The 24,268-nt window shown below is 31.7% G+C and carries 18 protein-coding genes; 3 read left to right on the forward strand and 15 right to left on the reverse strand.

What is annotated here, in order from left to right:
- Positions 1 to 189: 189 nt before the first annotated feature.
- Genes hisD through I6U51_RS09720 form a run of 3 tightly spaced genes read right to left on the reverse strand, consistent with a single transcriptional unit; the run spans position 190 to position 3,483 of the window.
- Positions 190 to 1,551, reverse strand: coding sequence for a histidinol dehydrogenase (gene hisD / locus I6U51_RS09710; RefSeq protein ID WP_211142580.1), 1,362 nt, complete (start codon positions 1,549 to 1,551; stop codon positions 190 to 192).
- 59 nt (positions 1,552 to 1,610) lie between these two features.
- The gene (gene hisG / locus I6U51_RS09715; RefSeq protein ID WP_211142457.1) at positions 1,611 to 2,279 is read right to left on the reverse strand and encodes an ATP phosphoribosyltransferase; all 669 of its coding nucleotides are present in this window, start codon (positions 2,277 to 2,279) and stop codon (positions 1,611 to 1,613) included.
- A gap of 31 nt (positions 2,280 to 2,310) precedes the next feature.
- Positions 2,311 to 3,483 (reverse strand): ATP phosphoribosyltransferase regulatory subunit, encoded by a 1,173-nt coding sequence (locus tag I6U51_RS09720; protein WP_211142458.1) that lies wholly within the window; start codon positions 3,481 to 3,483, stop codon positions 2,311 to 2,313.
- Between the two features lie 531 nt (positions 3,484 to 4,014).
- On the opposite strand from I6U51_RS09720, the gene I6U51_RS09725 reads away from it, so the two are divergent.
- Both I6U51_RS09725 and megL read left to right on the forward strand, forming a co-directional pair.
- Positions 4,015 to 5,586, forward strand: a complete 1,572-nt coding sequence (locus I6U51_RS09725) for a sigma 54-interacting transcriptional regulator (RefSeq protein WP_211142459.1) — start codon at positions 4,015 to 4,017, stop codon at positions 5,584 to 5,586.
- A 152-nt stretch (positions 5,587 to 5,738) separates the two neighbouring features.
- Positions 5,739 to 6,941: a methionine gamma-lyase gene (gene megL / locus I6U51_RS09730; protein WP_211142460.1), complete on the forward strand. Its 1,203-nt coding sequence runs from the start codon at positions 5,739 to 5,741 to the stop codon at positions 6,939 to 6,941.
- Between the two features lie 91 nt (positions 6,942 to 7,032).
- On the opposite strand, the gene I6U51_RS09735 is transcribed toward megL, so the two are convergent.
- The 4 genes from I6U51_RS09735 to argB all read right to left on the reverse strand — a co-directional run bounded on the left by I6U51_RS09735 (position 7,033) and on the right by argB (position 12,664).
- Positions 7,033 to 8,199 carry an iron-containing alcohol dehydrogenase gene (locus I6U51_RS09735; RefSeq protein WP_211142461.1) on the reverse strand — a complete coding sequence of 389 codons (1,167 nt, stop codon included), beginning with the start codon at positions 8,197 to 8,199 and terminating at the stop codon, positions 7,033 to 7,035.
- Between the two features lie 157 nt (positions 8,200 to 8,356).
- Positions 8,357 to 10,315: a sigma-54-dependent Fis family transcriptional regulator gene (locus I6U51_RS09740; RefSeq protein ID WP_343069607.1), complete on the reverse strand. Its 1,959-nt coding sequence runs from the start codon at positions 10,313 to 10,315 to the stop codon at positions 8,357 to 8,359.
- Positions 10,316 to 10,613: 298 nt separating this feature from the next.
- Positions 10,614 to 11,789, reverse strand: coding sequence for an aspartate aminotransferase family protein (locus I6U51_RS09745; RefSeq protein ID WP_211142462.1), 1,176 nt, complete (start codon positions 11,787 to 11,789; stop codon positions 10,614 to 10,616).
- The gene (gene argB, locus I6U51_RS09750) at positions 11,771 to 12,664 is read right to left on the reverse strand and encodes an acetylglutamate kinase (RefSeq protein WP_211142463.1); all 894 of its coding nucleotides are present in this window, start codon (positions 12,662 to 12,664) and stop codon (positions 11,771 to 11,773) included. The genes I6U51_RS09745 and argB overlap by 19 nt, the downstream gene beginning before the upstream one ends.
- A gap of 159 nt (positions 12,665 to 12,823) precedes the next feature.
- On the opposite strand from argB, the gene argC reads away from it, so the two are divergent.
- Positions 12,824 to 13,861 carry an N-acetyl-gamma-glutamyl-phosphate reductase gene (gene argC, locus I6U51_RS09755; RefSeq protein WP_211142464.1) on the forward strand — a complete coding sequence of 346 codons (1,038 nt, stop codon included), beginning with the start codon at positions 12,824 to 12,826 and terminating at the stop codon, positions 13,859 to 13,861.
- A gap of 202 nt (positions 13,862 to 14,063) precedes the next feature.
- Here the strand turns inward: argC and I6U51_RS09760 are convergent, their stop codons facing one another.
- The 8 genes from I6U51_RS09760 to I6U51_RS09795 form a co-directional block, all read right to left on the reverse strand.
- Positions 14,064 to 15,431, reverse strand: coding sequence for a SpoVR family protein (locus tag I6U51_RS09760; RefSeq protein ID WP_211142465.1), 1,368 nt, complete (start codon positions 15,429 to 15,431; stop codon positions 14,064 to 14,066).
- Positions 15,432 to 15,452: 21 nt separating this feature from the next.
- Entirely contained in the window at positions 15,453 to 16,670 is a 1,218-nt protein-coding gene (gene yhbH, locus I6U51_RS09765; protein WP_211142466.1) for a sporulation protein YhbH, read from the reverse strand.
- Positions 16,671 to 16,674: 4 nt separating this feature from the next.
- Positions 16,675 to 18,597: a PrkA family serine protein kinase gene (locus I6U51_RS09770; protein WP_211142467.1), complete on the reverse strand. Its 1,923-nt coding sequence runs from the start codon at positions 18,595 to 18,597 to the stop codon at positions 16,675 to 16,677.
- Between the two features lie 319 nt (positions 18,598 to 18,916).
- The gene (gene dltD, locus I6U51_RS09775) at positions 18,917 to 20,122 is read right to left on the reverse strand and encodes a D-alanyl-lipoteichoic acid biosynthesis protein DltD (protein ID WP_211142468.1); all 1,206 of its coding nucleotides are present in this window, start codon (positions 20,120 to 20,122) and stop codon (positions 18,917 to 18,919) included.
- 4 nt (positions 20,123 to 20,126) lie between these two features.
- A complete protein-coding gene (dltC, locus tag I6U51_RS09780) occupies positions 20,127 to 20,354 on the reverse strand; it encodes a D-alanine--poly(phosphoribitol) ligase subunit DltC (RefSeq protein ID WP_211142469.1) in 228 nt (75 codons plus the stop codon).
- 24 nt (positions 20,355 to 20,378) lie between these two features.
- Entirely contained in the window at positions 20,379 to 21,530 is a 1,152-nt protein-coding gene (gene dltB, locus I6U51_RS09785; RefSeq protein ID WP_211142470.1) for a D-alanyl-lipoteichoic acid biosynthesis protein DltB, read from the reverse strand.
- Complete coding sequence (gene dltA / locus I6U51_RS09790) at positions 21,527 to 23,056, reverse strand: D-alanine--poly(phosphoribitol) ligase subunit DltA (protein ID WP_211142471.1); 1,530 nt, start codon at positions 23,054 to 23,056, stop codon at positions 21,527 to 21,529. Before dltA ends, dltB begins: the two co-directional genes overlap by 4 nt.
- A 216-nt stretch (positions 23,057 to 23,272) precedes the next feature.
- Complete coding sequence (locus tag I6U51_RS09795) at positions 23,273 to 24,259, reverse strand: ornithine cyclodeaminase family protein (protein WP_211142472.1); 987 nt, start codon at positions 24,257 to 24,259, stop codon at positions 23,273 to 23,275.
- Positions 24,260 to 24,268: the final 9 nt, after the last annotated feature.

A 24,268-nucleotide genomic window follows, 5' to 3' on the forward strand; every position in this document is an offset into this window, starting at 1 on the left:
ATCTAACTAGACAGTTAACTTATATAAAGGGATATGTTTCCAAAGCTGAAGGTAGATTTAAAAACTTTGTGTCAGTCTTAGTGAAGGGTTTTAAGAGAATCTTAGAACTTTAGAGTTGTTTGAGCACAGCGAGTTCTCGAAAGTTCTTAGGTTGTCTTGAAACACAAGCTTTAGACTGATTAAAAGTTTTTAACGGACTGAAGCTTGGAAACATAGCCCGGGGTATAAGTTAACTGTCGGTCTTTGAGCCCTATCTCCCCACTTCATTCGCACTGCTATTGAATTAGCATGAGCTGTAAGACCTTCTGTATCTGCAAGCTTAATTATCTTATCTCCAACATCAAATAATGCTTCTTTGGAGTAATACATAAAACTTGATTTTTTCACAAAATCATCTACTGAAAGTGGTGAGAAAAATCTTGCTGTTCCACTGGTTGGCAACACATGATTAGGTCCTGCTATATAATCTCCTAATGGTTCTGGTGAATAAGATCCTAAAAATATAGATCCTGCATTTTTAATTTCTCCAAAAACTAAAAATGGATTTTCAACACAAACTTCTAAGTGCTCTGGTGCAATTTTGTTTGACATATCAATTGCTTCTTTTAAATTATCTACTACTATAATTACTCCGTAGTTTTTAAGAGAATCTAAAATAATATCTTTTCTGCTTAGATTTTCTACCTGTAGCGCTAATTCTTCTTTTACTTTTCCCACCAATTCTAAAGATGTAGTAACTAGTATTGATGACGCTAATCTATCATGTTCTGCCTGTGACATTAAGTCTGCTGCTATATATTTTGCATTTCCACTTTCATCTGCTATAATTAGAATTTCGCTAGGGCCCGCTATCATATCTATATCCACATAACCATAGACATTCTTTTTTGCCATAGCCACGTAAATGTTTCCTGGTCCAACTATTTTATCTACCTTATCAATACTCTCTGTTCCAAAAGCAAGCGCCCCTACTGCTTGTGCTCCTCCTACCTTGTAAATCTTATTGACTCCAGCTACATCTGCTGCTACAAGTATGTTAGGATTAATACCTCCATTCTTTGAAGGAGGGGTTACCATAACTATATTTTTAACACCTGCTACCTTAGCTGGGATAGCATTCATAAGCACCGATGATGGATAAGATGCCGTACCACCTGGTACATAAATCCCTACATTCTCTAAAGGTCTTATATTCTGCCCAAGCATAACTCCCTTTTCTTTAGTAATCATCCATGAATTTCTTTTTTGTTTTTCGTGGAAAAATTCTATATTTTCAGCGGCTAATTTAAGAGCATCTAAAAATTCTTTATCTACCATTTCATAAGCCTTATTAATTTCTTCTTTGCTTACTAAAATGTTATTTTTATTTACATTCTCGCTATCAAACTTATTTGTGTATTTTATTAAAGCTTCATCTCCATTTTCTTTTATGTCATCTAATATATTTTTAACTGTATTTGTTACATCTTGTTGTATACTTTCTTCTCTATCTTTAAGCTTACCCAAATATCTTTTACCTTCTTCAGTGTTTCCGTATACCACATTTATAATATCCATAATTTACCCTCCAATTACAACGATAGTTTGTCATTCTTCTCCCTTAGGAATTTCTATGCATTACTTGCTAATAAAACGTCTCTTAAGCTTACCTCTCTATGAACTTTTCCAATTATTTCCTCTATCTCATCCTTTTTCATCTTCATGCTAGCCATATTTACTACCATTCTTGCACTTATGCTGCATATATCTTCGTAAACTTCAAGGCCGTTTTCCTTTAGAGTACTCCCTGTTTCAACAATGTCTACTATTGCATCTGATAAACCTAATATAGGGGTAAGTTCTACAGATCCTTCTATTTTTATAATTTCAACATCCTGTCCTATTTTTCTAAAATATTCTCTTGCAACATTAGGATATTTTGTTGCTATTTTTTTTCTATTATATCCTTCATAAAAATTCGAATTTTTAGGCCCTGCAACTGCAAATCTGCAGCAACCAAACTTTAGGTCTAAAACTTCATAGAAGTTCTTGTTCTGCTCTAATAAAGTATCTTTTCCAACAATACCCATATCTACTACTCCATGCTCAACGTAAGTTAGCACATCTGGCGCTTTTACAAGTACAAAGTCTATATTATAATGTTCATCATGAAATATAAGCTTTCTTCCTTTATTTTTAAGTTGACTACAGTCAATTCCTGCTGATTCAAATATATCTATAGCACCTTCTTCAATTCTTCCTTTAGTAAGGGCTATTCTAACTGTCTTCTTATTCTTCATATAAAAACTCCTCATCCTGATTAAAATAAACTTACACTATTATGACCCTATTTATTCCCTTTTCTTTTGCATACTCCATAGCCTCTTTCTTAGACTCTAAAAGACTGAGTTCAGCAACTATATCTTTCTCTCTTAACTCCTCTGCTTTTTTATAAGCCTCTTTAAATGATTCATCTCTATAGTAAATTAATACTTTTTCCCTAGTTGCTTCTTGATTTGTATTCTCAAGAGCTCTAATTATACTGTCCACATCTAATGCAAAACCTGTGGCTGGCTGATCCTCACCAAATTGACGGATTAAGTTGTCGTATCTTCCTCCGCTTAGTATGTTTCCGCCTACTCCATGAGTATACCCTCTAAAAATTATTCCAGTGTAATAATCTAAATGCTGCACCATTCCCAAATCTACTGATAAGTAATCTTTAAATCCTGCACTTTTAATTATGCTGTATACTTTTCTTATGCTCTCAATAGATTTAAGCACCTTAGGATTATCTGTTAGCTCTTCAGCTTTGTCCAAAATCCTAATATCTCCAAATAGTCTTGGTAGTTCCTTAAGCATGCGTAGTGTATTCTTATTTATTACATCTTTTTTATCTTCTAAAAGCTCCGACAGAGCTGTGAAATTTTTATTCTCTATATATTTCCTTAATTTTTCTTTATCTTCATCACTTATATTTATTTCTTCAATTACTGCTTTAAAAAATTCAGCTTGCCCTAATTCTATTTTAAAATCCTTAAGTCCACACTTAATCAATGCTGTAATTCCCATTATTATAGCCTCAGCATCTGCTTTAAGACTTTTAATCCCTATTATCTCAATACCGGATTGAGTAATCTCACTATTTTTTCCGTTTAAACTTTCATTAACCCTATATATATTTGATGTATAGCATAATTTTAGTGGATGAGGTGCCTCTTTTAATTTAGTAGCTGCAATTCTCGCTATTGGTGTAGTCATATCTGGTCTTAGCACTAATATTCTCCCTTGATTATCAAATAGCTTATACATTTTTTCTTGAGGCAATGTAGCATTTTCACCATTAAATACATCATAGAACTCAAGAGTTGGTGGCACCACCTCTAAGAATCCACTATTTATATAGGTTTTTCTTAATATATTTTGAAGCTCTATTTTTTTTGTACATTCTTCAAATAAAGTATCCTTTGTTCCCTCTGGTATATATCTTTTCCACTTAATCATTATATTCACTTCCCTGTTTTATTACGTTACCAATTCACCATGTTAAAGCACTAATTCGTCATAGTAATATACTAACAGTTTATTTCTATAATTTCAATAGCATATCCAAAATATTAATAATTTTTCTATGATTAAAATGACTTTTTATTTTATAGACTTTTAATCTTATATTTGGTATGTTTAAATTATTAAAAATTACTATATGCTCTATAATTTATCCGATGACTTACCCGCTCTAATACTTCCATCGCACTCTGTGAAAGCGATTCGCACCAAATCGGAGATTTGGGCTCTCTGCTTTTCTTCAAGTGGGAGTAAAGAGCGGCTATGTCCCTGGATAACGACTTCTAAGCTTCAGATGGAGGTTAAATGCCTAAATGGCATTTAACGGGCAGAATTGCCCAGTGGTCGCAGACAAACTCCACCTGAAGCTAAGAATTCTGTTTATAAGAATGTAGAATCCTAATCCAGAAAGCTAGCTTTCCGCCTTATACCCTGTATTTTATATTAGAATAAAAGGAGTAGTTGTTAATGAAAAATTATCTAAGGCTTAAAATAACAGCAAAAGATCGAGTTGGCATAGTGCTGGATATTTTAAAAAAGCATTATGAAAATAATATAAATATACACTCTCTAGAAGTTTTCCCAGGTAAAGCGTACATAAAAATTGAAATTTTGAAAAATGAAAACAAATTGAATTTAATTAACAGCATACTTTCTCTAGACGAAGTATTTGAAGTTCAGGATGTAGAGTTGCTTCCTTATGAGAGAAATGAGCGAAGATTACTTGCTATGATAGACGCTGTACAAGATGGTATTATGGCTATAAATCATGATGAAGAAATTGAACTTTTCAACAAGTACTGTGAGAACATATTTCACATTGACAAAGAAAGTGTTCTTGGGAGAAAGGTTGGTGAATTTTTAGGCTTTGAAGCACCTATGATTAAGCTTTTAAAAACTGGAGAAAATTATGACAATATTGAAGTACATATAAAAAATAAGAATGGTCATATTCATTATATTACTACAGGACGTCCTATAAAAGATGATAAAGGAAAAACTATAGGTGCAGTAGCTTCCCTTAAGGATATAAATGAAGCAATAGAATTATCTAATGCTATTACCTCAAAAGAAGAAATAGCTTTTAAAGATATTATTGGAAATAGCTCTTCAATTATAAAAATAAAAAAAATATGCTCTGCTGTGGCCAAAAGTAACTCTACTATACTACTTCGTGGTGAAAGCGGTACAGGTAAAGAACTTTTTGCAAAAGCTATTCATAACTTGAGCTCAAGAACTGATAGAAACTTTGTTGCTATAAATTGTGCTGCCCTTCCTGACAACCTTATAGAAAGCGAACTTTTCGGATATACAAAAGGAAGCTTTACCGGTGCAAAGGAAGAGGGAAAAGATGGTCTTTTTAAAATAGCCGATAAGGGAACTATATTCTTAGATGAGATAGGTGAGCTTTCTCTTTCTCTTCAAGCAAAACTTTTAAGAGTACTTCAAGAAGGAACCATAAGAAAAATAGGAAGTGTATTAGAGGAAAAGATAAATGTAAGAGTAATAGCTGCTACAAACAGAAATCTGGAATCTATGATTAAAGATGGGACTTTTAGAGAAGATTTGTACTACAGACTTAATGTAATACCTATATTTATATCTCCTCTTAGAGATAGAATTCAAGATATCCCAATGTTAGTTAATTTTTTTATCAATAAATTAAATAAACAACTGGACAAAGATATAAAAGGTGCTGAAACTGAATTTATCGAGAAACTAGTAAAATATCAATGGCCTGGAAATGTAAGAGAATTAAGAAATGTTGTTGAGAGAGCAATGAACTTATGTTATAGTAATCTGCTTAACGAAGATAACTTAATTTTAGATTTCGAAAAAAATACAAATTACATAAATGAAGAAAAAAGAGATGATTTTAGTTTTACTCTCAAAGAAGTGGTAGAAATTGCTGAAAAGAAAGCACTATTGTCAGCAATAAAAAAACATTCTAGCTTCAGAAAAGCTGCAAAAACTTTAGGTATATCTCATACAACTATAATGAATAAAATAAAAAAATATAATATAGAATGTAAAGAATAATTTACATATGTAAAGAAAAATTGCCACAATTTAATATTGAATGGCAACTTTTTTTTACACCTTGACACAAATAGCCCCTTAAACAATTGGCATGAGTTTTGCTTTATATATAATCAAAATTATATTTTATAGAAATAAGGGGGATAAATCTCATGGAAAATATAAAAGAAATGGGTTTTGACACAAGAGCAATACATGGAGGACATATTGGAGATAAGCAATTTGGTTCTTTAGCTACTCCTATATATCAAACATCAACATTCATATTTGATTCAGCAGAACAAGGTGGAAACAGATTTGCTGGACAAGAAAATGGATACATATACACAAGATTAGGAAACCCAACTTGTACAGAAGTTGAAGAGAAATTAGCTTTACTTGAAGGCGGAGAAGCTGCAGTAGCTACAGGATCAGGCATGGGAGCTATTTCATCAGCTCTTTGGACTGCACTAAAAGCTGGAGATCATGTAGTTGCATCTGATACTTTATATGGTTGTACTTTTGCTCTTTTAAATCACGGTCTTACAAGATTTGGCATTGATGTAACTTTTGTAAATGCATCAAATCCAGAAGAAGTAAGAGAAGCATTAAGACCAAATACAAAAGTAGTTTATCTTGAAAGTCCTGCAAACCCAACATTAAAAATTAATGATATTAGAAAAATATCTGACATCGCTCACAAAAATAACAGTGATTGTCTTGTATTTGTAGACAATACTTTCTGTACTCCATGTCTTCAAAGACCATTAGAGTTAGGCGCTGACGTTGTAGTTCACTCTGCTACTAAATATTTAAATGGTCATGGAGATGTTATAGCAGGCTTTGTTGTTGGTAAACAAGACTTTATAAATCAAGTTAGATTCTTTGGATTAAAGGACATGACTGGTGCTGTACTTAGCCCATTTGATGCTTACCTTATCATAAGAGGTATGAAAACCTTACCTATAAGAATGGAAAGACATTGTAAAAATGCTATGGAAGTTGCTAAATTCTTAGAAGCACATCCTGCTGTAGATAAAGTTTATTATCCTGGACTAGAAAGCTTTGAAGATTATGAGCTTGCAAAGAAACAAATGAGCCATCCAGGAGCTATGATTTCCTTTGAATTAAAAGGAGGAGTTGAAGAAGGAAAAACTGTTATGAATAATGTTAAGCTTTCAACCCTTGCAGTAAGTTTAGGCGATGCTGAAACACTTATTCAACACCCAGCTTCTATGACTCACTCACCATATACAGCAGAAGAAAGACATGCTGCTGGCATTAGCGATGGTTTAGTTAGACTATCCGTTGGTCTTGAAAATGTTGAAGACATAATAGCAGATTTGAAACAATCTCTTGACTTAATAGTAAAGTAGCTTGTAAATAAAAAAAAAGAATCACCAAGGTGATTCTTTTTTATTGGAATGAGATTTATTATATTATATATGCAAGCATTTTCCCTTTTTATTAGAAATCTACTTTTTTACCGCTGTATGTGCATTGGAATACTTTCTTCATTTCTTCCACAGTTATTGGTCTTGGGTTTGATCCTGTACATGCATCTAAAATAGCATTCTTTGATATAAAGTCTAGATTTGCATTAAAGTCTTCTTCAGTTACTCCGTATTCTTTTAATGTTAGAGGTATATTTAAGTTCTTATTCTTTTCTTGTAAATAAGCTACTAGTGAATCTGTTAATTCAGCATCGGTATTTCCAGGTAATCCTATATACTTAGATATAGCAGCAAATCTGGATTCGCTAACTTTTCTATTAAATTGAATTACATATGGAAGGTATATAGCATTAGCACATCCATGAGGAATGTGGAATACAGCACCAGTCTTATGTGCCATACTATGAACTATTCCAAGTAGAGCATTTGAGAATGCCATTCCAGCTAGACATTGAGCATCATGCATTTCAGCTCTTGCTTCCTTGTCGCCATTATAGGACTTTTCTAAGTACTTATCTATCATCATTATTGCTTTTATAGCAAGTGGATCAGAAAAACTAGATCTTGCAGTTGCTACATAAGCTTCTATTGCATGAGTTAATGCATCCATTCCAGTATGAGCTGTTAACTTAGGTGGCATTGTTTGGGCTAATGCTGGATCTATTATAGCTACATCTGGTGTTAAGTTAAAATCAGCTAAAGGATACTTTATTCTAGCTTTATAATCAGTAATTACTGAAAATGCTGTAACTTCTGTAGCAGTTCCACTTGTGGATGATATCGCAACAAATTTAGCTTTTTGTCTTAATTCTGGCAACCCAAATGGAACAACTGCTTTTTCGAAAGTAAAATCTGGGCATTCATAGAATATCCACATAGCTTTAGCAGCATCTATTGGTGATCCTCCACCCATAGCTACTATCCAATCTGGACCAAAATCTCTCATCATTTGAGCACCCTTCATAACAGTATCAACTGATGGATCTGGTTCAACGCCCTCAAATATTTTAACTTCCATACCAGCTTCTTTTAAATAATCCTCTACTTTAGCTAGAAAGCCAAATCTTTTCATTGAGCCTCCACCAACAACTACAAAAGCTTTCTTACCTTTTAATGTTTTTAATGCCTCTAAAGCATTCTCTCCAAAATAAAGATCTCTTGGTAGCGTAAATCTTCCCATATCTATCCCTCCTAATAACCTAATTTTTTCCACAACTATTTATATAGCAAAATTTATGCCAAGTGTTTAAAGTTTTATTTTATGTGCTTAGATTATGAGAATCTCAAATTGAGATTTCTCATAATCTCAATTTGAGATTATAATGTTTTTATAATACTTAATAACCATTTATAGAATATTTTTTAATTTTTCTATATATAGTGGCTCTACTTATATTGAGCATTTCAGCAGCTTTTATTAAATCTCCCTTAGCTTCTTTAATAGCCTTTCTTATGCTCGACTTTTCCATTTCTTCTATGGTCATAACCTCAGAATTTTTATCATCTATGGTTGCAACCTCTTCATCATTTACTAAAGAGAGTCGCTTCTTAATATTTATGTAATCATATAAATACTCCTCTGTAATATTATTACTTTCACATAAATAATAAGAGCGTTCTACAACATTTCTCAACTGTCTTACATTGCCAGGCCAACTATAGTTACTTATTAATTCTAAATAGCGACTACTTAAAGCTTTAAAGCAGCTAGGGTTCTCACTGTTCAATCTATGAATAAAATAGTTAGCCAGTATTTCAATATCTTCTACTCTTTGCTTTAATGAAAGAGTCTTAATATTCATAACATTTATTCTGTAATATAAGTCTTCTCTAAAATTCTTATTTTTTATTTCATCTATTAAGTCACGGTTTGTAGCAGCAATAATCCTAACATTTAGTTTTTTTTCATAAGTTCCACCAAGTCTTGTAATTTTATTGTTATCCAGGACTCTCAAAAGCTTGGACTGCATATCTAAAGGCAACTCTCCTATTTCATCTAAGAAAATAGTTCCTCCATCGGCTAATTCAAACTTACCAGGATGTCCATCTTTAGCCGCTCCAGTAAAAGCTCCCTTTTCATATCCAAAGAGTTCACTTTCCATAAGTTCCTTAGGTAAAGATGCACAATTTACTGCTACAAAGGGACCATTTTTTCTAGTGCTATAGTTATGTATTGATTGGGCAAATAATTCTTTTCCCGTACCACTAGGCCCCTCTATAAGTATGCTGCAGTTAGTTATAGCAGCTTTTTTTGCAAATTCTATAGTCCTTTTCATATCTTTATTCTTAGTTACTATATCTTCAAAATTGTACTTAGCATTATATCCTGCCATAACATTTACTATCTTATGTAAATATCCCTCATCTTTAAAGGTTATGACTATACCATTAGCTTTCCCATTAAATATAATAGGAAAAGCGTTCATGCTGCACTTAATTCTTCTGTTTTTTATATAAAGATTACAATCTAAGTTATAGTATACATTCTCAATATTTAGTATTTTCTTTATAAAATCCATATCTTTAGTTAACGAATTAATATCAGTACTTAAAATTTCCTCTTCAGATATTCCAAGTATTTTTGATGCCATTTTATTGGTTCTTTTAATTTTCAAATCTTCATCTAGCACAAGCATTCCTTCAGAAATAGAATTAAATATTACATTTAGAAGCTTATTAGATTCTTGTAGAGCAAAATGCTTTTCAATTAAGCGGGCTCCCGAAGCTACAATTCCTGTAGTATGGGAATGTGCTTCAGAGTAGTTTCCAGACATATTTATGCACCCTATAATTTTATTTTCTTCATCATGTATAGTTGCAGCAGAGCAAGTAAGGCAGTGGTTTTTTGAACAGTAATGTTCTGCTCCTATTATCTGAACAGGCTTATCTAAACAAAGAGAAGTTCCGATAGCATTGGTTCCTGCAGATTTTTCAGACCAATTAGCCCCTACCACAAGATTTAATTCTTTTGACCTTTTAAATTCATGATTACCTATAGCATCTATAATATAACCATTCTTATCTGCAAGTACTATTACAAAACCTGACCCAGCAACTATCTCATATAAGCCTTCCATTATAGGATGCGCTACCTGTATTAACTGAGCATTTTCCTTTATTATGAAGCTCATTTCCCATTCTGATAGCTTTTCTACATGTTTTCTAAAAGGATTAACTTTAAGCTTCCTACATCTCATCCAGGATTCTCTTATTATAGAATCTAAATTTTCGTCTAATCTATCACTTTTAATACAATCTTCCCAATATCCTCTTATATACGGTAAATTTATTCTCACAAAATCACCTCGGATCTAAATAGTTTTATTTAGGCATCTGAAAGAAAATAACAAGTCAAAGATGCGACGGATATTTTGTGTCAGACAAGGAGGCAGGTTCCGCAGATAGTCAGCACTATCTAAGGGCTCTGCCGACGCAGTATGACGAAAAATAGACTAGCATACTGACTAGTTATTTTTTTGAAGATGCCCTAATATAGTTTTAACCTATATTAGTAATAATAACAATAATTTACAAAAATATCAATGCGACAAAAAAGCATATATTGTAAACAATATATGCCCTCTAACATATTAATCATGCATTTTGGTTATAACCTTGTAATACCTTTTCCAATAATTCCATAGCTTTATCTATATCATCATTCTCTACATTAAGTGGTGGTAAAAGCCTTATAACATCGCTCCCTGCAGTAACTGCTAGCAGCTTATTTTCAAAGCACTTCTTGCTAAACTCCTTTACATCTACCTTAAGCTTTATACCTAGTAATAATCCTACTCCTTTTATCTCTTCTATTATTGGATATTTCTCTTTTAAATCTTTTAATTTAGAAATAATATATTCACTTTTCTCATTTACCTTGTCTACTACTCCGCCATCTGTTAACTCCTTTAAAACAGCAAGACTTACTGCACAAGCAAGTGGATTGCCACCAAAAGTACTTCCATGATCTCCTGGTACAAGTACAGAGGCTTTTTCGTTAGTCATTACAGCTCCTATCGGAAATCCTCCACCAAGTCCTTTTGCCATACATATAACATCAGGAATCACTCCAAATTTTTGATAAGCAAATAAAGTTCCTAGCCTTCCCACACCACATTGAATTTCATCAAATATAAGAAGAGCATCATATTTTTCACATAATTCTTTAGCTTGCTTCAAATATTCAATGGCAGCTGAGTTTATTCCACCTTCTCCTTGTATAGGTTCGATTATAACTGCACAAACTTCACTACTCATTTTATCTTTCAAATCTTCTATATCATTAAATTTAGCACTTCTAGTTCCACCAATCAATGGCATGAAATCTTCTTGATACTTCTTCTGTCCTGTTACAGACAAAGCACCCATAGTCCTACCATGAAAAGAATTTTCCATGTATATTACTATATTTTTATCTGCTCCACCTTTTATCTTTCCATATTTTCTTCCTATCTTTACTCCACATTCCATAGCTTCTGTACCACTGTTACAGAAAAAAACAGATTTATGATCACTAAAATAGCATATCTTTTCAGATAACTCAACAGCTTGTTTACTCCAGTAGTAGTTAGATATATGCATTAGCTCACTGCTCTGATCAGCTATTGCTTTTGTTATTGCTGGATGACTGTGCCCTAAACAGTTAACAGCTACCCCTGATACAAAATCCATATATTCTATACCATTACTATCATATAGCTTACTTCCTAAGCCTTTTTCAAAAACTATATCAAATCTTCCGTAAGTATTCATTATATTACCTTTTGACATTTTTTTTCTCTCTCCCTTGAAGTAATTTTAGTTCCAAAATCATATACTATATTTGAAATCAAACTGTGCTTCTTTCTGCCATCTATAAGGTGTATATCTTTTGTTCCATTTTCTATAGCCTCTATACAGCACTCCATTTTTGGTATCATACCACCATTTATTATTCCTTCATCTATATAGTTTTTCACATCATCAGAGGTTATATTTCTAATGATACTTGATTTATCATTTATATCTTTATATACACCTTCTACATCCGTAAGGATCATAAGTTTTTCGCACTTAAGCTCGGAACTTATAAAGGACGCTGCATAATCTGCATTTATATTATATTTGTTGCCATAAGAATCACAGGCTATAGGAGAAATAACTGGCACCCTTCCCTTCTCTAGAATACTCAATAAAAAGGATTTATTTATACTTACTACCTCTCCAACAAAACCTATATCTATTTTCTTACCATTTTCATATATATATTTCTTCTTTGCCTTAATTAAATTGCTGTCTCTTCCACTTAGTCCTATGGCACTTATTCCTTGATTGCTTAAGCTTGCAGATATATCTTTGTTTATATGTCCTGAAAGAACCATCTCAGCTATATCCATTACATTTTTATCAGTAACTCTAAGCCCATTTTTAAATTCACTTTTTACACCGGTCATTTTTAACCACTTAGATATTTCTGGACCACCACCATGGACAATAATTATATTTATACCAAAGCGCTTTAGTAGAACTATATCCTCAATAAAGGCTTTAGATGCATTTTCATCATTCATTATGCTTCCACCATATTTTATTACAAAGGTTTTACCCTTAAACTTATCTATATCATGTAGTGCTTCTAAAGGTATAGAATTTTCTTCCTCCAACATCTGCTCCACCAACCTTATTAAATTTTATGAGAATAATTATACTCTCATTGTTATTAATATGCAATACATTTTAAATAATTTCATATTTTTATTGCATAATTATATTGGTTTATGTATAATTATTTTTATGAATAATTTAAAATATCTAGAGGTGATAAGATGATTAACGTAGGAATATTAGGTTCTACAGGCTACGCAGGCCAACAACTAGTATGGCTTTTAACTAATCATTCAAATGCAAATATTGTTTTTCTTTCTTCCCATAGTTATGAAGGAGACTTATACAGTGATATATATAAAAATTATTATGGTTTCAATAAAAATATTTGCATAAATATACAAGAAGCTGAATGTAAATTAAATAGCATCGATGTGCTTTTCATAGCCCTACCTCATGGAAAATCTTTTGATATAACAAAAAAAGCTCTTGAAAAAGGAGTAAAAGTCATAGATTTAGGGGCTGACTTTAGAATTAAATCAAAGGCTACTTATGAACAATGGTATGGATTGGACCACCAATGTAGTGAGCTTCTGGAAGATTCAGTTTATGGACTTCCTGAACTTAAACGTGAAAGCATAAAAAATGCTTCTCTAATTGCTAACCCTGGCTGTTACCCTACTGCGAGCATTTTAGCACTTGCCCCACTTTTAAAAGCTAAAATAGTTGACCCTAAGTCTATAATTATAGATGCTAAATCTGGAGTTTCTGGCGCAGGAAGAAATGCTGCTATACCAAATATATATACAGAATGTAACGAATCCATAAAAGCATATTCTGTTGCCTCTCATAGACATACTCCAGAAATTGAACAAGAACTTTCACATTTATTAGGAAGTGATTTAACTCTTGTTTTTACCCCTCATTTAGTTCCAATGAACAGAGGAATTCTATCTGTATGTTATGCAAACTTAACTATCGATATGTCGCAAGAGGAATTATATAAGCTATATGATGAATTTTACAAAGATGAGTTTTTCGTAAAAGTTACAGAAGATATGCCCGAAACCAAGTATGTTAAGGGTTCTAATATGTGCCATATAGGTCTAAGATTAGATAAAAGAACAGGAAAAGTAATAGTATGTTCGGCAATAGATAATTTAATGAAAGGTGCCGCAGGGCAGGCCATTCAAAATATGAATATTATGTTTGGGATTGACGAAAAGACAGGACTTAACTTTCCAGCAATGCTTCCTTAAGGCATGTAATTGACAATTGACAGTGGACAGTGAAGGAGGATTTTCTTACGTTTTGCTCCAGAAAATCTTTAATTTATAAAAACTCGTTTCACATTAATGAAACGAGTCTTAAAATATAATGGTTTTCTGACTTAAGGAAGGAAACTCACCTTATCTGTCCTCTGTCAATTGTCAATTGTCAATTGTCCTCTAAAACTTATTGTTATTCATAAGTTATCTTTTTATTCTCATCACATACAATCTTCGTATCTTTTCCATTTAGATTAGTTTTTAAAATTACTTTGTGTTTCCACAAATCAACTACATGTTTGAGAGTCTCCACTGCATATTGAAGTTGAAGCTCTCTTCCTTCAAAGACATGCTCAAGAGTTAAAGTTTTATCCATTTTAGACATATCTTCAACTCTGATATTAGGAATACTACCCATGCCACAGCTATTGCTTAAGGTATCTCTTATTTCCTTCCATCCTTCATCATCGGATATTTCATCAATCACATAATTTTTATCTTTCTTAATATATTGGAATAAATTAAGCTTGGTGCAAAGCTCCTTTGTCAAGTACCTTCTTAAGAAAGACTCATCTCTTTCTATGAGTCTTACCTCAAATATTTTTTCTTCTCCGTATTTCTGAACTAGGTCTTTATAAATTTCAAAGCCTAAGAAATACGGATTTATATTTCCTTGTAGTGGTACGATAACATCATTATGTCTTTTTATAAACTCAAGATAAAGCTTTTGAGGTAATTCTAATTTCTTTAGAATATTATAATGCCAATAGCTGGCCCAACCTTCATTCATAATTTTGGTTTCTATTTGAGGAACAAAATACTTTGTTTCATCTCTAACTATTTCTATAATATTTTTCTGCCACTCAAATAAATCACCATGCATAGATATAAAACCTAATATATCCTCTACAGGTTCTTGAGGTACTTTTTCAACATCAGGAGGCTCTGGCTTTTCTCTAGGTACAATTGGACTATAATTCATATCCAAACTTTTATAATCTTCCATTTTTCTTTTTCTAATCTCTTCATCGCTTAAGTTCTTAACTCCAACAGCTCTATTTGTTTGATATTTTAGAGCATGAGCTGCATTTAACATCTTTTCGACTTCTACATATCCTATACTCGGATCGTTGATGTATGATCTTATAATATCTGCATGATTTTTAAACATTTCCAAAGTATAAATTGCACTTGTGGCTTCTTTAAACATTCTATTATTTTTAAAAAAATCGTTGTGTCCATAAACATGGGCCATTGTTAATATTTGAAGCAGCATTGTATTATCCTTCATTAAATATGCAATACATGGATTTGAGTTTATTACCATTTCATAAGGAAGCCCTGTAAGATTATAATTATACAGAGTTCTTAGCTTTTCATATGCTTTTCCAAAGCTCCAGTGCGGATACATAGAAGGCATACCTACATAAACTTCATATGCCAGCATATCATTATAGTTTATGATTTCAAATTCCTGAGGATAATAATCAAGTCCAACTTCCCTTGCCTTTTCTTCTATTAAGTCATTCCACATCTCCAGATCAGCTACAGTGTATTCCAATTCCTCACCCCCTCTAACAAATTAGTAGTCATTATTTATTTCTACAGTAAGCATTTCTCTAAGCGCATCCCACATATCTTCTTTCTTTTTCATTGCCACAGATACAAAATTCTTTCTTTTAACTTCATTAGAATATCTCTTTTTTATTGCACTAGTATATCCATAAGCCATAATCTCTGCATATCCAAATAGGTTGCTAACATCACACAAGGTATTAGCCGCTTTAACAGCCCTATCATTATCTTCACTCCAATTATCTCCATCACTTACATGAAAAGCATATATATTCCATATAGCCGGATTGTATTTCTCGTCAATAATTTCTAAAGCCTTATTGTATCCGCTAGATATATAAGTGCCTCCAGATTCAACCTTGTGAAAGAATTCATTTTCTGTAACAACTTTAGCAGTGGTGGAGTGTGCAATAAATACAACCTCCACGTTTGAATATTTAGCTTTTACAAACTGATACAGCATAAAGAAAAATGATCTAGCTAAATACTTTTTATTTTGATCCATGGATGCCGAAGTATCCATTATGCACATTACCACTGCACTGTATTCTCTCTTCTTGGTTGGTTTTACTCTATAATATCTTAAATCATCTTCTTTAAAAGGAAATCTCCCTACAAGATCTTCTCCATCAAGAGAATATTGATTTAGCACTTCTTCATTCATTCCATTTTTTTGAACATCTTCTTTAAGTGCTCTTTTCATACCCTGTTTTCTTTTTAACTTTTCAACAACAGTTTTCTTTTTGGCAAGTCTTGGGGGGATTCCACTTTTCTGATAACCACACTTCTTCTTTGAACCATCTGACAATATTTCAGAAAATCTCTTTTTAGTCAAATTAGGTAAATTTAAATCCTGAAATATATATTCCATAATATCTTCTATGGTTATTTCAGTTTCGTATATATCTTCTCCTTCCTCATTACCTGCCCCTTTATTTCCACTTCCTTTGGCTTCTTTTTCAGTGCCTATTACGTCTCCTCTTTTCTCTGTTCCGTCACCACTTCCTACACCAGGCACATTTTTCCCATATACAAATTGATATTCTTTGAGCCCTTTAATAGGAATTTTTATTTTTTTATTTTTTGTCTGCCCTATAATACTTTCCTCTGACAGAATATCTACGAGATTCTTCTTTATTGAATCTTCAACAAGTTCTTTATGTCTTCTCCTATCCTCGCCAGCCCTATCATGCCCTATAGGGTTGAATTCTCTAAATACTGCCATAATATCAATCCTTCCATAGATTATTAGCAGCATATTTTAATATTACATCACAACAATGATCGCAATACCCGTTTTTCTTCATTTCTTCTACCATAGAATTATATTTCTTATGCTGTTCCTTATCTCTAACTTTTGATTTAGTAACTATACGTGACATCTCTCTTACTGATGATGTTATTTTCTTTTCTATAGCTTCTTTTAAAGGCTCATAGGATGTATAATCTACTTTTCCACCTTTTCTCATTAGATAGAACATATAAGAGGTGACATCGGATCTAAAGCCTTTAGCAGAACCTTCTGATATGCCAATTTGTTCTTCTATAGAACGCATAAATTTTTCGTCTGGGTCTAACTGTTCTCCAGTTGATTTATCTTTAATTTTAGCCCTATTAACATAAGCTTCTGCATGATCTAAATAATTATTGAATAAGCTCTCAGCTTGTTCCTTAAAGCTTTGAATAAATGCCTTAGTTATTTCTTTTTCAAGAACCTTATTATATTCTTTTCTTATGCTATCTTGAATTAATCCAAGATATTTCTTTCTCAAGTCATCAGCAACATCTAAATCTTTTATTGATTTAATAATACTTTCCATTACACTTAATGGATTAATACAATGATGTTCTGAGTCTGAAAGAGCATTATCTATAGCTTTAATAATAAATCTTGTTGATATACCCTCCATACCTTCTCTTATTCCGGCTTCTTCTCTAAGTTCCATAATATCTATCTTCTTAGTAGTTCCCTTTTCAACTATTTCTTCTCCATTATAAATCTTTAACTTAGTCAAAAGATCTACTTTATTAGATAGAGATAGTCTGCTTAATATAGCAAACATAGCAGCTACTTCAATAGTGTGTGGTGCTATATGAGCTTTAAAGTGACTCTTCTTTAATATCTTTTCATATATCTTTGTTTCCTCGCTTAATTCCATACAATATGGAACTTCAACCTTAACTATTCTGTCTAATATGGCTTCATTTGTATGGTCTGATTTAAACTTATTCCACTCAGCTTCATTAGAGTGGGCTATTATAACTCCATCGAAATAGATCATAGAACCCTTCCCTGGAGATGGTATAGATTTTTCTTGAGTAGCAGTTATAATAGTATGAAGATACTCTACATCATTTTTAAATACTTCTATAAATTCAACCAATCCTCTGTTTCCAACATCAAAAGCACCATTTAGGGAGAATATACGAGGATCATCTTCTGGATATAAATCCATCTTTGAAATATCTACTGATCCAACCAAAACTGATGTGTCTTGATTATTTGGATCAACAGGTGGTACTACCCCTATTCCTTTTCTAGATCTAATCGAAAATCCTGTTTTAACTACCGGGAAGTTTTCATACTGACCTTTAAATTCTTCTTTTAGCCTATGTCTACATACCGGACATAAATCTCCTTCTATTTTTATTCCTAAGTTTTCTTCAAACTGCTTTCTTAAATGTTTAGGAATAAGATGGAGAGGTTCTTCTCTCATAGGACAGCCTTTCAAAGCATATATAGCTTCACTTTCTTCTAAAGCTCTTTTTAATACTTCTACTATAGAAGACTTTCCTGAACCTACAGGTCCAACTAAATAAAGTACCTGTCTTGACTCTTCACCATTCATAGCTGCTGAATAAAAATAACTAGCTATTTTCATAAGAGTCTTTTCGATGCCGAAAAAATCATTTTTAAAAAAGTTATAACTTTTTATTGTTTCATTACCATATATTTTTCTTATCCTTAGGTTTTCTTCTGATTTTAAAATTTCCACACCTGGATCTGTTATTAAATTATACATTCTTCTATGTGCAAGCTGAGCAACTTCCGGATTTTCTTTTATAATCTGGAGATACTCTAATAAGGTTCCTTCAAATTCGTCTTTTCTTCCTTTTTCTCTATCCTGCTCTATTAATTCTTTAAAATTCATCCCTCAACCTCCATATAAAGTGATAAAAGAAAGACTATTTATATAATAATTTTAGATACATCATTATTTGATATATCTTTGTAGTATTTATATTAAATTTTTACATGTTTTAGAACAAAGTTAATTTTAGAAAAGACTGCAAATTTATAAGGGGTGTTTTCCTCGAAAACACCCCTTATAAATTATTCAATGATATAATTAGAATTCACTATATATGTAGTTAATTGCGTTATTGTCAGAAAAAAGGAAAATCAAGATTAATCCAAAGACTATAACTCCACAATACATAAATAACAAAGTATTATTATTTTTTATTTTATTATCTACCTTCATGATAATATTTATCAATCGCCTCGTCAATATATATCCATCCTTTCCATCCAAGATGCATAATATCCTTTAAAAAGTATCTTTCATACTCATGCTCTGATAAATCAAGCATTTCAAAACCATAACCTGTAACCAACGTTTTTATTTCCTTATAGCATGTCTCTCTATTTTCTTTTGGAAACTCACAATAGTCATACCACTTCCCATGAACAGGCACACTTACAAAAAGTGGTTTTATATTTTGACTTTTACATATTTCAAGTAATAGTTTAAAGTCTTCATATTCTGGTGAATTTATATAGGATTCGTTTTTATATGATCCACTATATGTATTTAAATTATCTTTTATATATTGATTGTAATAATCATTTAAAATATAAAAATCGTTATTATTAGTTTTAGTTTTTGCTAGTAATTCAGCCTTTTCCATTTGAACATTCCAGTCATACACTGAGAGCTTAGGTTCAATATACTGTTTTTCACCAGCTTTTTTATACTTTAACAATCTATCATATGCAATCCTCTTATCCCTGATGCTAAGTATATAAGACTTAAACTTGTAGTAGGGAGTTAAAATATCAAGCACAATCTTTGATGGTGTATTATTATAGGTATATAAACTTGCATATATACTAACCATTAAATTATTCTTATCACTTTCTAGAAGTTGCTTAGTTCTTTTTGCAAAGGACAATTTTATAGATTTATCAATATTATTATTAAACATAAAAGTATAAAATTGAAGTTCAGAAAAATTCATAAGGAATTCATTAGTTCCTAATCCTTTAGTATTAAACCATTGAGGAGATATAATTATTACAAGCTTTTTATCCTTGTACTCTTTACTTAATGCTCCAACTCTAGCAGCATGAATAATACTTTGACAATATCCTCTACCAACACCATTTATCTGAAACCCATCAGCTTTATCTGCAAAAATATTCATAGGATGGGTAGGTATTGTTTTATCTGCTAGCTCTGAAGAACCAAGTAATTGGAGATTATCTTTTCTCTCTAAAGATTTTTTTTGAAGAATAAGCCCTTTTTCTTTTTCTGACATAAGTTCATTTCCAAACTTATCATAATAAATGTTATCTATTCGGGTTGTATAATAATTATCTATTATATGTAAAGATGAAAATACTAAAATAACAAAGGCTGCAAAAGTACTTAATATAATAGCTATCTTTTTCATTATGTTACCTCAAGGAAACATATTCAATAATTTTATTAGGTGTATTTATATCCTCTCTTTGTACCTCTGTTGGCTCAATTTTAACTCCAAGCTTTTCTTCTAATGCAATTAAAAGTTCTATAGTTGCAAGTGAATCTAACAATCCTGAGTCAAATAAATCCAAGTCTTTATCTTCTTTCACTTCATCAACACCACATATTGATTCTAGTATATCTAATATTTTTTCTTCCATAGTTTCTTCCTCCAAATTTATAATTTATTTTTTAAATAAGTAACCAGAAAAAATTAAAAAACCAAAGCATACAAGGTTAAAGGTAACAAAGATAAACAAAAGGCTCCATGCCTCATTTTTCTTGGCTTTTTTATACCATTTACTTTTTCTTTCAATATAATCTGTGGTAATAATCAGTAATGCATGATATATTCCATATAGCAAATAAAAAGCTTGTGTTCCATGCCATATCCCCATAGTTCCCATGGTAATAAAATAACCTATATAAGAAGCAGTGAATCTGCTTTTAAACCATTTTTTCTTTAGTGCAGCCATTACAAATCTAGTATATAAAAAGTCTCTGAACCAAAAGGATAAAGACATATGCCATCTGTTCCAAAAATCTTTAATATCTTTGCTAATGAAAGGCATATTAAAATTTTCCGGAGTTGCAACTCCTAAAATATAGCTTGTCCCAATTGCCATTAAGCTGTATCCCGCAAAGTCAAAGAACAAATAAAAGCTATAAGCATACATATAATTTAATGTATTTAATAAAGTATGTGCTGTAGGTATTTTATTCATCCAATAGTTTGAAATCAAGACACCTATGATAAATTTATAAGCAATTCCTGTTGAAAGTTTCCATATTCCTTCTCTTAGATAAACTAAGTATTCTTCCTTACTTAAAACCTTATTTATGTCCTCTTGAAACCTTCTTGAACGATCAATAGGCCCTGAACTTATAGTTGGAAAAAATAAGAGAAAATAAGTAAAATTAAGTATACCTACTTCTGTTATCAATTCATCATATATTTCTAAAAGCATTTGAATTACTTTAAAGGTTAAATAAGAAATTCCCAAAAAACCAAGTTGTCTATTTATTAATAAAATATTTCCCCATTTATCTAATATCAGTGGTATAAGCGAACAAACTACCATTATCCATAAAATCCACCGTTGTTCATATCTTCTTCTTATAATCAAATAGAACTTTACTAAAATCAGTTCACCTATATAAAATAACATTAACAATGTAATTTGCTTTTTTGAATTACCAAATATCAATATTAGAGCTGCAATATTAGCTATAACACCATACTTTTTTAAGGACTTTCCATTGATACCTAAAAATATAGCTGGTATTAAAAGTATAAATAATACGTAAAAGAATAGTAATCCACTGTATGGAATCATTTCATCTCCTCCAGTAATGCCTTTCTGTTAACTTTTCCATTTATAGTCATAGGAAGCGATTCCACTATATTAATCTTTCTAGGAATCATATAGTCCGGTATAAACTTTTTCAGTTCATTTTTAATTTGCATAGCCATTTTAAATTCTTTGTCCCAAGGACTTCTATTTAAAGTAACTACTGCAGTTAAATGTTGAATCCTATTTTCTTTAATTACAGGAACTACAACACAATTATTAATAAATTCTATATTTCTTAAATTATTTTCAATATCTTCAAGTTCAATCCTATATCCATTTAATTTAATTTGAAAATCTATTCTCCCACAATAGTAGAGTAAGCCCTGCTTTATATACCCTTCATCTCCAGTCCTGTAACACCTCTTCTCTACTCCATTAATAACCTTTTTCGAAAAGGATTTCTCTGTTCTCTCCTTATTATTGTAATATCCTATACTTACACTGTCTCCTATTATAATTATTTCTCCCTTTTCTCCTTCTGGAAGCTCATTGCCATTTTCATCTATAATTATAACTCTACAATCTTTTTTAACAATACCAACTGGTAAAGGTACTATTTTATTTGCAATTTCTTCATTTATTTCAATAGAGGTTACTGCTACCGTAGCTTCTGTTGGCCCATACATATTTATAACCTTTGAGTTACTGAATCTTTTAAGAAGTCTTTGAGCACAACTATTTGCAAGTGTTTCTCCACAAAATAAGAAAGCTTCAAGTTTAGGAAGTAATTCTTCATTAAAACTACTATCGCCTAAACACATTTCTGCAAAGGAAGGTGTAGATACCCAAATATTTATATCTGAGCTACTAAAGCTTTCAAACAATAGTTTTAAATTTAATACCATAGACTTATCTATGCTAAAGAGAGTAGAGCCACTAGATAATGAAAGGTATAAGTCCATCACAGATAAGTCAAAAGAAAAAGGAGCCTGATTCATAAATACATAGTTAGCACCATCTCTTAATGAAGAAATCTTTGTTGCCCAATTGATAAAACTCTCTAAACAGGAAAGAGTAATCTGTACACCTTTCGGTTTTCCAGTACTTCCAGATGTATATATTATATAATATGTATCCTCTTCTTCTAAGGCATACTTTTCATCAGGTTTATGCAGCTTATATTGCGAAAGTATCTTTTTAATTTCATTATAACTCTTTACATTTACACCTAAAAAATTATAGTCAAATTCTCCTATATTAAATATCATCTTAGTCTGAGAACTTTCAACTATATCTCTAACTCTCTCATAAGGAAATGAAGTATCAATAGGTATATATGCATGTCCAGCTTTTACACAGGCCAAAAAACATATAAGCATCTCATGTTCTTTATGTCCATAAACAACTATTGGTGTTTTATCATCCCCAAATTGGTCAATAATATATGCAGCCATCGCATCAGACTTTTCAATTAGTTCACCATATGTAATAGAACTGTTTTTATAAATATGAGCTATTTGTTCACGCTTATCAATCTCATAACTATTTATTTTTTCAATCAAACTCATCCATATAATCCCCTTTAGCCTAATTCTACTTAATAACTATTTACCCTAATATTACGCATTTAACCATTATATATTATACTTTATTATTTAAGCATTTTCAAATAATGTAATTTTGCAAAAAGAAAAAAGAACTAGCTCTAATTTACTAGTTCTAAAATAATGTTAATAAATATGAGTAAAAAAGTACATTTTTATTATTGCCCTATAATTATAATGTTATACTTCTACCACTTTACCTATTCCATTTTCTAATGCTTTTTTATATATTTTATTTGCAGTTACCACATCCTGTACTGCAATACCCACTGTCTTAAACAAAGTTATTTCACTGTCATTTTCTCTTCCCTTCACTTTGCCTAGTATTACTTCACCTAATTCCCCATTTATTCTATTAGAATCTATAAGTCCTTTTTCCATAGGCTGAATAAAGTCACCAGCCTCAGCAATTACCGCATCCTTTGAATCAACAAATACTTTATCTGCTTTTGTAACAATGTACTCATCTAACTCCTGCATTTCTCTCGTATATGAGCCAACTCCATTTACATGAGCACCTTTTTTTACTAAATTTCCTGGGAAAACAGGCTTTCTAGATGTTGTAACAGCAGTAATTATATCAGCATCTTTTAATGCCTCTTCAGCACTTTCTGCTGCAACAATTTCTACTCTATATTCTTTCAATTGTATCTTAGCTGCTTCAACAAACTTCTTAGCTTCATCGCCTAAGGCAAAAACCTTTACAAGCTCAAGCTTTCTAACTGCAAGCAGCGCTTCAAGCTGACAGATAGCCTGACCCCCAGCTCCAAAAATAGCCGCTACCTTTGCATCAGGAGACGCAAGCACATCAGTAGCCGCTCCAGAAGCTGCTCCAGTTCTAAGCTGAGTTAAATAAGTTCCATCCATTATACAGCAAACCTCACCTGTAGTTCCATCTAACAAAATCATTTGAGCCGGTACTGATGGTATCCCCTTTTCTACATTCTTAGGAAATACTGAAACTATTTTTATTCCTACACTATCTAAATCAGGAACATATCCTGGCATAAATAAGCTTTGACCACCACATTTAGCAACATCGATATTCACTCTTAAAGGAACTACACTTTTCCCCTCTGAATAAATCGAAAAGGCCTGTTTAACAGAATCTACGGCATCTTTCATAGAAAACACCTTTCTTATGTCTTCTTTAGATAAAATTAGCATCCCTTTACC

The organism is Clostridium aciditolerans (assembly GCF_016316925.1).
In the GTDB taxonomy this organism is placed as follows: Bacteria; Bacillota; Clostridia; order Clostridiales; family Clostridiaceae; genus Clostridium_AM; species Clostridium_AM aciditolerans.

Coding starts and splice junctions, on each gene's coding strand:
- argB (WP_211142463.1), bottom strand. CDS start 12,664: ATGTTGGAGGAAGAAAATTCTATACCTTTAGAAGCACTACATGATATA.
- I6U51_RS09720 (WP_211142458.1), bottom strand. CDS start 3,483: ATGATTAAGTGGAAAAGATATATACCAGAGGGAACAAAGGATACTTTA.
- dltB (WP_211142470.1), bottom strand. CDS start 21,530: ATGATTCCATACAGTGGATTACTATTCTTTTACGTATTATTTATACTT.
- dltA (WP_211142471.1), bottom strand. CDS start 23,056: ATGAGTTTGATTGAAAAAATAAATAGTTATGAGATTGATAAGCGTGAA.
- megL (WP_211142460.1), top strand. CDS start 5,739: ATGGAAAATATAAAAGAAATGGGTTTTGACACAAGAGCAATACATGGA.
- I6U51_RS09725 (WP_211142459.1), top strand. CDS start 4,015: ATGAAAAATTATCTAAGGCTTAAAATAACAGCAAAAGATCGAGTTGGC.
- argC (WP_211142464.1), top strand. CDS start 12,824: ATGATTAACGTAGGAATATTAGGTTCTACAGGCTACGCAGGCCAACAA.
- I6U51_RS09745 (WP_211142462.1), bottom strand. CDS start 11,789: ATGTCAAAAGGTAATATAATGAATACTTACGGAAGATTTGATATAGTT.
- dltD (WP_211142468.1), bottom strand. CDS start 20,122: ATGAAAAAGATAGCTATTATATTAAGTACTTTTGCAGCCTTTGTTATT.
- hisG (WP_211142457.1), bottom strand. CDS start 2,279: ATGAAGAATAAGAAGACAGTTAGAATAGCCCTTACTAAAGGAAGAATT.
- I6U51_RS09735 (WP_211142461.1), bottom strand. CDS start 8,199: ATGGGAAGATTTACGCTACCAAGAGATCTTTATTTTGGAGAGAATGCT.
- I6U51_RS09770 (WP_211142467.1), bottom strand. CDS start 18,597: ATGAATTTTAAAGAATTAATAGAGCAGGATAGAGAAAAAGGAAGAAAA.
- yhbH (WP_211142466.1), bottom strand. CDS start 16,670: ATGGCAGTATTTAGAGAATTCAACCCTATAGGGCATGATAGGGCTGGC.
- dltC (WP_211142469.1), bottom strand. CDS start 20,354: ATGGAAGAAAAAATATTAGATATACTAGAATCAATATGTGGTGTTGAT.
- I6U51_RS09795 (WP_211142472.1), bottom strand. CDS start 24,259: ATGCTAATTTTATCTAAAGAAGACATAAGAAAGGTGTTTTCTATGAAA.